At 77.9% G+C, this 13,500-nt stretch carries 4 protein-coding genes; all 4 read left to right on the top strand.

Annotation, left to right across the window (positions count from 1 at the left end):
* The first annotated feature begins 4 nt into the window (after positions 1-4).
* The 4 genes from CLV63_RS11135 to CLV63_RS11120 all read left to right on the top strand — a co-directional run bounded on the left by CLV63_RS11135 (position 5) and on the right by CLV63_RS11120 (position 13,467).
* Complete coding sequence (locus tag CLV63_RS11135) at positions 5-670, top strand: isochorismatase family protein (protein ID WP_106582876.1); 666 nt, start codon at positions 5-7, stop codon at positions 668-670.
* 45 nt (positions 671-715) lie between these two features.
* Positions 716-2,023: a lysine N(6)-hydroxylase/L-ornithine N(5)-oxygenase family protein gene (locus CLV63_RS11130; protein ID WP_106582875.1), complete on the top strand. Its 1,308-nt coding sequence runs from the start codon at positions 716-718 to the stop codon at positions 2,021-2,023.
* 46 nt (positions 2,024-2,069) lie between these two features.
* A complete protein-coding gene (locus tag CLV63_RS11125; protein ID WP_106582874.1) occupies positions 2,070-2,315 on the top strand; it encodes a phosphopantetheine-binding protein in 246 nt (81 codons plus the stop codon).
* Positions 2,316-2,502: 187 nt separating this feature from the next.
* On the top strand, positions 2,503-13,467 hold the full coding sequence (locus CLV63_RS11120) for a non-ribosomal peptide synthetase (RefSeq protein ID WP_106582873.1): 10,965 nt from the start codon (positions 2,503-2,505) through the stop codon (positions 13,465-13,467).
* Positions 13,468-13,500: the final 33 nt, after the last annotated feature.

The following is a 13,500-nucleotide window of genomic DNA, read 5'->3' as shown; positions in this document are numbered from 1 at the left end:
TCCGATGGCACTGCCGCAGATCGACTCCTACCGCCTGCCCAGGGAGGAGGACCTACCCGCGAACCGCGCGCCGTGGATCCCCGACCCTGAGCGCGCCGTGCTGCTCATCCACGACATGCAGCACTACTTCCTGCGCGGCTACGACCCCGCCGGGCAGCCGCTCGCCCCCGTGGTCGCCAACATCGCCGCGCTGCGCGGCGCCTGCCGCGACGCCGGGATCCCCACCGTGTACACCGCAAAGCCCGGCGGGATGGACCCCGACCGGCGCGGCCTGGAACGCGACTTCTGGGGCCCCGGCATGGCGGCCGTGCCCGAGCAGACCGCGATCGCCGCCCCGCTGGCGCCGGGCGGCGACGACACCCTCGTCACCAAGTGGCGATACAGCGCGTTCGTGCAGACCGACCTGGCCGAGCGGATGCGCCGCTCCGGCCGCGACCAGATCATCGTCACCGGGGTCTACGCGCACATCGGCTGCCTGCTCACCGCCGCCGACGCGTTCATGCGCGACATCGAGCCCTTCGTCGTGGCCGACGCCATGGCCGACTTCTCCGCGGAGGACCACATGTTCGCCGTCAGGTACGCGGCGCGCCGCTGCGCGGTCGCCATGACCAGCGCGGCCGTGCTCACCGCGATCGCCGGCGCGGTTCCGGCCGCGTCGGGGAGCGGCTGAGCGCAGCACCGACGCCCCACCACCCGACGACGAAGGGAACCACCTGTGACCGCCACCCCCGAACCGCCAGTCCACGACCTCGTCGGCGTCGGCTTCGGCCCGTCCAACGTCGCACTCGCCATCGCGCTGCGCGAACACGCCGACGGCGCCGGGGCCGGCGCCCTGAGCGGGGTGTTCCACGAGCGCCAGGAGGAGTTCGGCTGGCACCGCGGCATGCTCCTCGACGACGCCACCATGCAGGTGTCCTTCCTCAAGGACCTGGTGACGACCCGCAACCCGGCCAGCGACTTCAGCTTCCTGAGCTTCCTGCACGGGGCCGGGCGGCTGCACGACTTCATCAACCACAAGACGCTGTTCCCGCTGCGCGCCGAGTTCCACGACTACCTGGCCTGGTGCGCGGGGCGAATGGCGGACCGGGTGCACTACGGTTCCGAGGCGTTCGCCGTGGAGCCGGTGCGCGACCCGTCCGGGCGGGTCGCCCAGCTCGACGTCCTCAGCCGCGACCCGTCCGGCGCGGTGACCCGGACCCGCGGCCGCAACCTCGTCCTGGCGCCGGGGCTGCGCCCGCGGCTGCCCGAGGGCGCCCGCGCCAGTGAGCGCGTGTGGCACAACGAGCACCTGCTGCACCGCCTCGACGCGCTGGACCCCGACGCCCGCCCGCGCTCCTTCGTGGTCGTCGGCGCCGGGCAGAGCGCGGCGGAGACCGCCGAGCACCTCTACCACCGGTTCCCCGGCGCGCGGGTCGCCGCGGTGTTCTCCCGGTACGGCTACAGCCCCTCGGACGACACCCCGTTCGCCAACCGGATCTTCGACCCCGAGGCCGTCGACGCGTTCTACGACGCGCCCGAGGAGGTCAAGGACGAGCTGATGGGCTACCACCGCAACACCAACTACTCGGTGGTCGACCCCGACCTGATCAACGAGCTGTACCGGCGGGCCTACGCCGACCGGGTGCGCGGCGCCGAACGGCTCGTCCTGCACGGCACCTCGCGCGTCACCGCGGTGGAGGAGCGCGCCGACGGCGTCACCGCCACCGTCGAGGACCGCGCCACCGGCAAGCAGACCCCGGTCGACGCCGACTACCTCGTCTACGCCACCGGCTACCGGCCGGCGGCCGACCCCCGCGACCTCCTCGGCCCGCTGGGCGTGCACGTCGTCGCCGATGAGAAGGGCCGCCCCGTTGTCGACCGCGACTACCGGCTCGCCACCACCGACGACCTGACCTGCGGGATCTACCTCCAGGGCGGCACGGAGCACACGCACGGCATCTCCTCCTCGCTGCTGTCCAACGTGGCGGTGCGGGTCGGCGAGATCACCGCGTCCATCGCGGCCCGGACCCCCCGACCGCGCTGAACCCGGGCAACCACCCCCTGACCACCACGAACGCGAGGAGCACGCCATGACCGACACCGCGCCGGGCACCCCGCTCACGGCCGAACGACTGCACGCCGACGTGGCCGAGGTCCTCGGCGAGGACCCCGCGACGATCGACCCCGACGAGGACCTCCTCGACCGGGGCATGGACTCGATCCGGCTCATGAGCCTGGTGGAGACGTGGCGCAGGTCCGGCGCCGAGACCGACTTCGTCGCGCTGGGCGACGAGCCCACCATCGCCGCGTGGACCCGGCTGCTCACACCCGGCTGACCGCCGTCCGCCGCCCCGCGCGCCCCGGTGGCGCAACGGCGGTGGACCGGCGGCGGACCGAGAACCCGGCGGCGCGGCGCGAACGGAGCGGGCGCCGCCCCCGCGACGACGACGAACGGCACCGGGCGGCCGGGCCCCGAACAGGGCCCGGCCGCCCGGTGGACGCACGGTAGCGACGAGGAGCACCATGGCCGACACCCACACCGCGGCACCCGCGCGGCTGGCGCTGACCGGCGCGCAACTCGGGGTCTGGTACGCCCAGCAGCGCAGCCCCGGCGACCCGGTGTACAACGTCGGCCAGTACGTGGAGATCGACGCCGACGTCGACCCCGAACTGCTCGACGCGGCGCTGCGCACCGTTGTGGCCGAGTCCGAGGCGCTGCGCTCCCGGATCGTGGAGGTCGACGGCACACCGCACCAGGAGATCGCCCCCGCCGACCCCGCGGCTCCCGTCCTCACCGTCCGCGACCTGAGCGGAGGCGGCGACGACGACCCCCACGCCGCGGCGCTCGCCGCCATGCGGGCCAACATGGGCACGGCGGTCGACACCGCCGCCGGCCCGCTGCACGCGCACACCCTGTTCCGCCTCGGCCGGCGCTGCCTCTGGTACCAGCGCTACCACCACGTCATCGCCGACGCGTTCGCCGTCACCGGCATCAGCCGCCGGGTCGCCGCCGTCTACACCGCCCTCGCCGCGGGGACGGCGGTCCCCGCCGCGCGGCCCGGCCGCCTCGCCGACGTCCTCGCCGAGGAGGCCGCCTACACCGCCTCGGCGCGCCGGGCCGCCGACCGCGACCACTGGACGGCGCTGCTGGCCGGCCGGGCCGAACCCCCGCTGCTGAGCGAGGCGGCCCCCGCGCCCCCCGGCGCCAAGGTGCGGGCCGTCGCCGGGCTGGGCGCCGACGCCGCGGCGGCGCTCGACGCGCGCGCCCGCGCGTCCGGCGACACCTGGGCCGACCTGGTCACCGCCGCGTTCGGGATGCACACCCACCGCCTCACCGGCGCGACGGGGGTCGTGCTCGGCGTGCCCGCGATGGGCCGGCTCGGTTCGGCGTCGCTGCGGGTCCCCTCGATGGTGGTCAACGTCCTGCCGCTGTGCCTCGACCTGACCCCGGCGACTTGCATCGGCGACGCGGTCCGCCACACCGCCGAGCGGCTGCGCGGGCTGCGCGCCCACCAGCGCTACCGCGCCGAGGACATCCGCCGCGACCTCGGCCTCGTCGGCCGCGCCACGGGGCTGCACGGCCCCATGCTCAACATCAAGGCGTTCGACTACACCCTGTCCTTCGCCGGGGTCCGCGGCACCAGCCGCACCCTGTCCGAGGGGCCCGTGGACGACGTGTCCCTGTCGGTGTACCGCGACGGCGACAGCGGGCTGACGTTCGACCTCAGCGCCAACGCCGCCCGCTACGACGCCGACGGGGCGGCCGACCGCCTGGGCGAGTTCGCCCGCGTCCTCACCGAGGTCGCCGCCGCCGACCCGGACCGCCGGCTCGCGGGCCTCGACCTGCTCCCGCCGGCGGGCCACCGGGCGCTCCGGGACGACGCCCTCGCCGCGCGCGCCGAGATCCCCGACGCCACCCTGCCCGAACTGCTCGCGCGCGCCGCGGCGCGGCACTGCGGCGCCACCGCCGTGGAGTCCGGCGGAGAGCGGCTGGACTACGGGGCGCTGCACGCGCGGGCGAACCGGATCGCGCAGGTGCTCGCCGCCCGCGGCGCCGCACCGGGGAACGTCGTCGCTGTCGCGCTCCCGCGCGGAACGGACCTGGTCGCCGCCATGATCGCGGTCGGAGCGACCGGCGCGGCCGTGCTGCCGCTCGACCCGGACTTCCCGGCGGAGCGGCTGCGCACCATGCTCGCCGACTCCGGCGCCGCGCTGCTGGTCGGCACCGACAGCACCACCGCGCGGCTCGGCACCGGCGGCCCGGCTGCCCTGCGCCTGGACGACCCCGCCGCGGCGGCGGAGATCGCCGCCGCGCCGCCGGAGCCGCCCCCGGGACCGCGCACCGGGCCCGGCGCACCCGCCTACGTCCTCTACACCTCCGGCTCGACCGGCCGCCCCAAGGGCGTGGTCGTGCCGCAGCGCGCCCTGGTGAACTTCCTGACCGACATGGGCCGCCGCTTCCCGCTGGACACCGGCGACGCGTGGACGGCCGTGACAACGGTCGGCTTCGACATCTCCGCGCTGGAGCTGTACCTCCCGCTGCTGCACGGCGCCCGGCTGGTCCTCGCCGACCGCGACACCGTACGCGACCCCGCCGCGCTGGCGGCGCAGATCACCGCCGCGGGCACCACGGTCATGCAGGCCACCCCCACACTGTGGCAGGCACTCACAGAGACCGCCCCCGAAGCGCTGCGGGGGCTGCGCATCCTGGTCGGCGGGGAGGCGCTGCCGCCCGCGCTCGCCGCGACACTCAGCGGGCTCGGCGCGACAACGAACCTCTACGGGCCCACCGAGACCACGATCTGGTCGACGGCGGCGCCGGTCGACCCGGACGCACCGGCCTCCATCGGCCGCCCGATCGCCAACACCCGCGTCCACGTGCTCGACGCCGCGCTGCGCCCCGTGCCCGCCGGGCGCACCGGCGACCTCTACATCGCGGGCGACGGGCTGGCACTGGGCTACGCGAACCGGCCGGGGCTCACCGCGGAACGCTTCACCGCCGACCCGTTCGGCCCGCCGGGGGCGCGGATGTACCGCACCGGCGACCTCGCCCGCCGCCGCCCCGACGGCGGACTCGACTTCCTGGGCCGGACCGACCACCAGGTCAAGATCCGCGGCTTCCGGATCGAGCTCGGTGAGATCGAGGCGGCGCTCGCCGACCACCCCGGTGTCGCGCGGGCCGTCGTCACCGCTCGCGAGGACGCGCCCGGCCGCACCTACCTGGCCGGATACCTCGTCGCGGACCCCGGCTCGGCCGTCGACCCCGACGAGGTCCGCGCCGCGCTGGCGGCCCGGCTGCCGGAGTACATGGTGCCCGCGGCGCTGGTCGAGCTCGACGCGTTCCCGATGACCGCGAACCGCAAGGTCGACCGCGCCGCGCTGCCCGCGCCGGAGTTCGCCGCGCCCGCCGCCGGAGCGAAGCCGCGCACCCCCGCCGAGGAGGCGCTGTGCGCGGTCTTCGCCGACGTGCTCGGCCTGCCCGAGGTCGGCGCGGCCGACGACTTCTTCGCCCTCGGCGGCCACTCGATCCTCGCCACCCGCGCGGCGAACGGCGCCCGGGCGGCGCTGGGCGCCGACGTGCGCGTGCGCGACCTGTTCGCGGCGCCCACCCCCGAGGCGCTCGCCGCCCGCATGGCCGGGCCCGGCGCCGCGGCCGCGGGGCCGACCGCGCGGGAACGGCCAGCGGTCCTGCCGCTGTCGCCGGCCCAGGAGCGGCTGTGGTTCCTCGACCGCCTCTCCGGGCCCAGTGCCGCCTACAACGTGCCCGTCGCCGTCCGGCTCCGCGGCGCCGTGGACGCCGACGCCCTCGCCGCCGCGCTGCGCGACGTCGTCCTGCGGCACGAGAGCCTGCACACCGTCTACGGCGAACGCGACGGCGTCCCGTTCCAGCGCACGCTCGCGCCCGAGGACGTCGGCCCGCTGCTGCGCACCGCCGACGCCGCCGCCGACGGGCTCGACGCCCTGGTCGACGCCGCGGTGCACGAGGTCTTCGACATCACGGCCGACGTCCCGGTGCGCGCACTGCTCGTCCGCTGCCGCCCCGCGCCCGGCGGCCCGGCCGCCGCCCCGCCGGAATCCGTCCTCTGCCTGGTGTTCGCGCACATCGCCACCGACGAATGGTCCGAAGGGCCGCTGCTGCGCGACCTGGACGCCGCCTACGCCGCCCGCCGCGCCGGGCGCGCGCCCGCGTTCCCCGATCTCGCGCTGGAGCACGGCGACACCGTCCTGTGGCAGCGCGAGCGCCTGGGCGACCCCGCCGACCCGGACAGCGCCGCCGCCGGGCTGGTCCGGCACTGGCGCGCCGCACTGGACGGGCTGCCGGAGGAGGCCGCCCTCCCCGCCGACCGCCCCCGCCCCCTGGCACCCACAGGGCAGGGGCGCACCGCGGTGTTCCGCGTCGACCCGGAACGGCACCGGCGGCTGCGCGCCCTCGCCCGCGACCACGGCGTCACCGAGTTCATGGCCTGGCACGCCGTCATCGCCACCCTCCTGCACCGCGTGGGCGGCGGCACCGACATCGCCGTGGGCGCCCCGCACGCCGGCCGCGACGACGCCGCGACCCACGGCGTCGTGGGCCTGCTGCTCAACCTGCTGGTGCTGCGCACCGACCTCGCCGGGTCCCCGGACTTCACCGAGGTGCTGCGCCGCGTGCGCGCCGCCGACACCGACGCGTTCGCCCACGCCGACCTGCCCTTCGACCGGGTCGTCGAGGCGCTGAACCCGGCACGGGCCCCCGGCCGCAACCCGCTGTTCCAGGTGCTGGTCAGCCACCAGCACGACCCCGAGGGCGCGCCGGGGCTGCTGGGCCTCGACGGCGAGGTGCACCCCGTCGAACTGCGGGCGGCAAAGGCCGACCTGGAGTTCATCCTCGCCGAGCGGCCCGGCGCCGACGGGGTCACCGGCGGGCTGAGCTACGCCACCGATCTGTTCGAACACGCCACCGCCGCCGCGCTGACCGAGCGCCTGCTGCTGGTCCTCGACCAGGTCCTCGCCGACCCCGGCCGCCCCATCGGCGGGCTCGACCCGGTCCTGCCCGCCGAGCACGCCGCGTTCGCCGCCGAGTCGGCCGCCGCACGCCACCCGGTGGACGCGCCGCTGCTGCCCGCCGCGCTCGCCGCTGCCGCCGCCGACCACCCCGACGCGCCCGCCGTCATCGCGGGCGGTGCCCGCACCACCTACGCGCGGCTGCACGAGCGCGCCGAGTCGATCGCCGCGCTGCTCCGGCGGCGCGGCGCGGGCCCCGAGCAGGTGGTCGCCGTCGCCATGGAGCGCACCGCCGACCTGGTCGCGGCGCTCGTGGCCGTGCACCGGGCCGGGGCGGCGTACCTGCCGCTGGACCCCGGGTTCCCCGCGTCCCGGATCGACGCGATGGTCGCCGACTCGGGCACCGCGCTCGCGCTCACCGACACCGCCTCGGCCGGCCGGCTGCCCGCCGCGCTGCCGCGGATCGTGCTCGACGCCGACGCCGACGCCGCCGCACCGGAGACCCCGGTCCCCGCCGACGCGGCGATCGGCCCCGACTCCGCCGCCTACGTCCTCTACACCTCCGGCTCCACCGGCACCCCCAAGGGCGTCGTGGTCGGCCACGGTGCGCTGCGCAACTTCCTCGCCGACATGGGCCGCAGGGTCCCGCTGGGCCCCGGCGACGTCTGGGCCGCCGTCACAACGGTCGGCTTCGACATCTCCGCGCTGGAACTGTTCCTGCCGCTGCTGCACGGCGGCGCCGTGCTGCTGGCCGACCGCGCCACGGTGCGCGAACCCCGCGCACTGGCGGAGCTGATGGCGGCGCACGGGACCACCGTCATGCAGGCCACGCCCACCCTGTGGCAGGCGCTCACCGAGGAGCGCCCCGAGGCGCCGCGCGGCCTGCGCGTCCTGGTCGGCGGCGAGGCGCTGCCCGCGGCGCTCGCCGACACCCTCGGCGGCGCCGCAACGGAGGTCCTCAACGTCTACGGCCCCACCGAGACCACCATCTGGTCCGCCGCCGCGCCCGTGCGCCCCGGCGACCCGGTCACCATCGGCGGCCCGCTCGCCAACACCCGGCTGTACGTCCTCGACGCGGGCCTGCGGCCGGTCCCGCCGGGCGTGCCCGGCGACCTCTACATCGCGGGCGACGGCCTGGCCCGCGGCTACGCGAACCGGCCGGGGCTCACCGCGGAGCGGTTCACCGCCGACCCGTTCGGCCCGCCGGGGGCGCGGATGTACCGCACCGGCGACCTCGCCCGCCGCCGCGGCGACGGCGGGCTCGACTTCCTGGGCCGGACCGACCACCAGGTGAAGATCCGCGGCTTCCGGATCGAGCTCGGCGAGATCGAGGCGGTCCTCGCCGACCAGCCCGGTGTCGCGCGGGCCGTCGTCACCGCGCGCGCGGACGCGCCCGGCGGCGCCCGGCGCCTCGTCGCCCACTACACCACCGCCCCGGGCCGCGCGGTCGACCCGGCGCGGGCGCGCGCGCACCTCGCCGCCGCCCTGCCCGAGTACATGGTGCCCGCGGCGCTCGTCGCGGTCGACGCGTTCCCGCTGACCGCCAACGGCAAGGTCGACCGGGCCGCGCTGCCCGCGCCGGAGGACGCCGCGGGGGACGCCCCTGCACCCGGCCGCGCGCCCGCCGACGCCGCCGAGGCGGCGATGTGCGCGGTCACCGCCGAGGTCCTCGGCCGGGCCGCGGCAGGGCCCGACGACGACTTCTTCGCCCTGGGCGGCGACAGCATCACCGCGCTGCGCATCGTCGCGCTCGCCCGCCGCCGGGGGCTGGAGCTGAGCGTCCGGGCGGTGTTCGAGCACCGCACCCCGGCCCGCCTCGCCGCGGCCGCCGGACGCGCCGAGGACGCCGCCGCGCCCGGGGCCGCCCCGGAGCCCGCGGCGGCGGAGGCGCGGCTGGACGGCCGCCGCCTCGCCCAGCTCCGCGCCGACACCGGGGCAGGGGAGATCCAGGAGGTCTGGCCGCTCACCCCGCTCCAGGCCGGGCTGCTGGTGCACAGCGGCGCCGACGACGCCTACGTCTACCAGCTCAGCCTGACCCTGTCCGGCCCCCTCGACCCCGCACGGCTGCGCGCGGCGGCGGAAGCGCTGCTCGACCGCCACCCCGCGCTGCGCGCCGGGTTCTGGACGCCGCCCGGCGGCGACCCGGTGCAGTTCGTCCCCGCAGCAGCCGACCTGCCGTGGCGGGAAACGGACCTGGCCGCCGCCGGCGGGGCCGACCGCGCCGCGGCGCTCGACGCGCTGGAGCGCGCCGAGCGGGGCGAACCCTTCGACCCGGCGCGCCCGCCGCTGATGCGCGCCGCACTGGCCCGCACCGGGCCGGCCGAGCACGTCCTGGTCCTCACCAACCACCACGTGGTCCTCGACGGCTGGTCGGCGCGGCTGCTCGTCGGCGAGCTCCGGGCGCTCTACCGGGGCACACCGCTGCCCGACCCCGTCCCGTTCTCCGCGCACCTCGCCCGCGCGGCGGCCGCCGACACCGACGCGGCCAAGGAGGCGTGGCGCGCCGCACTGGCGGGGCTGCCCGGCCCGACCCTCGCCGGGGCCGCCGGCACCGGGCCCGGCACCGGCGAACCGCACAGCACCGAACTGGTGCTGCCGGCCGAGGAGGACGCGGCCGTGCGGGCGCTCGCCCGCGACCTCGGCGTCACCCTGAGCACCGTCGTCCAGGCGGTGTGGGGCCTGCTGCTGGGCGCCGTCACCGGGACGACCGACGTCGTGTTCGGCACGGCGGTGTCGGGGCGCCGCGCGGACGGCGCCGGAACCGGGTCGGCCGTCGGCCTGCTCATCAACACCGTCCCGGTCCGGGTGCGCCTCGACCCGGGCGAGAGCGCCGCCGACCTGCTGGTGCGGCTGCGCGCCGAGCAGAACCGGCTGCTGGAGCACGACCACCTCGGGCTCGCCGACATCCAGCGCGCGGCCGGCCACCCCGCCCTGTTCGACACCTACGCGGTTCTGGAGAACCTGCCCGACACCGGTCCAGGGGAAGACGACGGCGACGGCGGCGCCGACCCCGCGCCCCCGCACGTCACCGCCGTCCGCCCCTACGACGCCACCCACTACCCGCTGGCGCTGACCGTCCTGCCCGAGGAGCGGCTGCGGCTGCGGCTGGACCACCGGCCCGACCTGCTCGCCCCCGGGATCGCCGACCGCCTGCTGGACCGCGCCCGGCACCTCGCCGCGCAGATCACCGCCGACCCCGCGGCGCGCGTCGCAGCGCTCACCCTGCGGCTGCCCGGCGAACCCGGCGAGGCCCCCGCACCGGCGGCGACGGCGGAGCCGACGGTCGCTGAGCTGCTCCGGCGCCAGGCCGCGGCCCGGCCCGGCGACACCGCACTGGTCGCCGAGGGGGAGTCGGCCGACTTCGCGGCCCTCGACGCGCGCGCCAACCGGCTGGCCCGGCTGCTCGCCGACGCCGGTGCGCGCCCCGGCGCCGTGGTGGCGCTCGCGCTGCCCCGCGGCGCTGCGGCGGTGGCGGCGATCCTCGCCGTGGCGAAGACCGGGGCCGGCTACCTGCCGCTCGACCCGGGCCTGCCGGCCGAACGGCTCGCGTTCATGCTCGCCGACACCGCACCGGTCCTCGCCCTGCGCTCCGGCGGGTTCCCCGCGCTGCCCGGCGGCGTGCCGACCGTCGACCTGGACGACCCCGCGGTCCGCGCCGACCTCGCCGCCCGCTCCGGCGCCGACCCGCACCTCTCCCAGGTGCCGGACGCGCCCGCCTACGTCATCTACACGTCGGGCTCCACCGGGGCGCCCAAGGGCGTCACCGTCGCCCACGCGGCGCTGGCGCGCCTGCTGGCGCGGCACCGGGATGGGCTGTTCGGCGGGCCCGGCGCGCAACGGCGCCTGCGGGTCGCGCACACGGCGGCGTTCACCTTCGACGCGTCCTGGGACGCGCTCGCCGCCCTGCTCCTCGGGCACGAACTGCACCTGCTCGGCGAGGACGACTACCTCGACCTCGACCGGCTCGGCCGCTACACCGCCGACCACGCGATCGACTACCTGGACTTCACCCCCACCTACTGGCGGCGGCTGCTGGACTCCGGCGCGCTCTCCCGCATGCCGGGCATCCGGGTGGTGGGCGGCGAGGCGTTCCCCGCGGACCTGTGGCGGCGCATGCGCGCCATCCCCGGCGGGCGCACCCTCAACCTGTACGGGCCCACCGAGGCGACCGTCGACGCGCTGTGCGCCGACGTCGCCGACAGCGGCACACCCGTCGCGGGCCACCCGCTGCCCGGCACCGCGGCGCGGGTGCTCGACCCGTGGCTGCGGCCCTGCCCGCCGCACGTGCCCGGCGAGCTGTACCTGGCAGGGGGCAGCCTCGCCACCGGCTACCGCGGGCGCCCGGCGCTGACGGCGGAGCGGTTCACCGCCGACCCGTACGGCTCGCCGGGGGCGCGCATGTACCGCACCGGCGACCTCGCCCGGCGGCGCGCCGACGGCGCCGTCGAGGTCCTCGGCCGAGCGGACGACCAGGTGAAGATCCGCGGCTACCGGATCGAGCTCGGCGAGGTCGAGGCCGCGATGGCGGCGCTGCCCGGTGTCGCCCACGCCGTGGCCGCGGTGCGCGAGGACGTGCCGGGGGTCCGCCGGCTGGTCGGCTACCTGGTGCCCGCGCCGGGGGAGGGGGCCGACCCCGACGGGGTCCGCGACGCGCTCGCCCGCACGCTCCCCGCGTTCATGGTGCCGCAGGCGCTGGCGGCCCTCCCGGAACTGCCCGTGCTGCCCAGCGGCAAGGTCGACCGCGCGGCGCTGCCCGCCCCCGCGCTGTCGCGCGACGACGGCACCGCCCCGGTGCCCGCCGACGGGCCCGAGGCGGCGCTGTGCGCGGTGTTCGCCGAGACCCTCGGCCTGGACCGCGTCGGCCCCGGCGACGACTTCTTCACGCTGGGCGGCGACAGCATCGTCGCGCTGCGCGCGGTCGCGCTGGCCCGCCGCGACGGGCTGGGCATCACCGCGCGGGAGGTGTTCACCCGCAAGACGCCGGGCGCACTCGCCGCGGTGGCGCGCCGCGCCGAACCGCTCGCCCCGGCAGGCGCCGACGACCCCGTGGGCGCCCTCCCGGCGCCGCCGGTGCTGCGCGACCTCCTCGGCGAAGGGGGCGCCATCGGCCGCTACACGCAGCGCCGCCTGGTGTGGACCCCGCCCGGGCTCATGGCGGCCGACCTCGTCGCGGCGCTCGACGCGCTGCTGGACCACCACGACGCCCTGCGCCTGGCGGTCCGCCCCGACCCGGCGGGCGACCCCGGCCGCGCCGACGTCCGGGTGCTGCCGCGCGGCGCGGTGCGGGCGGCCGACGTCCTGCGCACCGCACCCGCCCCCACCGGGCCGGGCGCCGAGCGGGAGCTGGTGCGCGCCGCGCACGAGGCCGCCGACCGGCTCGACCTCGCCGCCGGGCGGGTGGCCCAGGCGGTCTTCTTCGACGCGGGGGAGCACGCCCCCGGGCGGCTGCTGATCCTCGTGCACCACGCCGCCGTCGACGGCGTGTCGTGGCGCATCCTGCTGCCCGACCTCGCCGAGGCCGTCGCGGCGGTGCGCGAGGGCCGCGACCCCGCCCCCGCCGACACCGGCACGTCCTACCGGGGCTGGGCCATCGGGCTCCGGGAGCACGCCGCCGACCCGGCCCGCACCGCCGAGCTCGACCGGTGGCAGCGGGTCCTCGCACCGGGCACCGCGCCCATCGCCGCCGGCCCGCCCGACCCGGCCCGCGACACGATCGGCGCGGCGCGCACCCTCGTGCGCGACCTGCCCGCGGCGGCGACCGGCACCGTACTGGGCGCCGTACCGGCGGCCTACACGGCGGGGGTCGACGACGTCCTGCTCGCCGCCCTCGCCGCGGCCCTCACCGCGTGGCGCGCCGGCGGCGCGGCGGACGCGGCCCCGTTCCTGGTCGAGGTGGAGGGCCACGGGCGCGAGGAGATCGACGCCCGGCTGGACGCCTCGCGCACGGTCGGCTGGTTCACCTCCGCCTACCCCGTCCGGCTCGACCCCGCCCCCGCGGGGGACCCCGGCACGGCGGTCAAGGCCGTCAAGGAGCACCTGCGCGGCCTGCCCGACAACGGCATCGGCTTCGGGCTGCTGAACGCCCTCAACCCCGACACCGCCGCCGCGCTGGCGGCGGCGCCGCGCCCGCCGCTGCTGTTCAACTACCTGGGCCGGTTCCCCGCACCCGCGGCGGGCGACTGGCAGCCCTGCCCCGAGGTCGACGCGATCCCCAGCGCGTTCGACCCCGACCAGGCGCTGTCGCACCCGATCCAGGTCAACGCCGTCGCGCTGGAGACCCCCGGCGGTCCGGTGCTGCGCGCGCACTGGACCTGGGCGCCGGGCCTGGTCGACGCGGACCGGGTCGCCGACCTCGCCGACCGCTGGACCGCGGCGCTGACCGCGCTCGCCGAGCACGCCGACGACCCCGGCTCCGGCGGGTTCACACCGTCCGACCTGCCGCTGGTCGACCTCGGCCAGGACCAGATCGACATGCTGGAGGCGTTCGTCCGCGACCAGGGATGACCCGCCGCCCGGCGCGGACCCCGCGCACCGACC

This window comes from Murinocardiopsis flavida (genome assembly GCF_003014485.1).
GTDB classification, from domain to species: domain Bacteria; phylum Actinomycetota; class Actinomycetes; order Streptosporangiales; family Streptosporangiaceae; genus Murinocardiopsis; species Murinocardiopsis flavida.
Note: the sequence above shows the minus strand (reverse complement) of the source record. Positions and strands in the feature narration are given on the sequence as shown.

Coding starts and splice junctions, on each gene's coding strand:
- CLV63_RS11135 (WP_106582876.1), top strand. CDS start 5: ATGGCACTGCCGCAGATCGACTCCTACCGCCTGCCCAGGGAGGAGGAC.
- CLV63_RS11125 (WP_106582874.1), top strand. CDS start 2,070: ATGACCGACACCGCGCCGGGCACCCCGCTCACGGCCGAACGACTGCAC.
- CLV63_RS11120 (WP_106582873.1), top strand. CDS start 2,503: ATGGCCGACACCCACACCGCGGCACCCGCGCGGCTGGCGCTGACCGGC.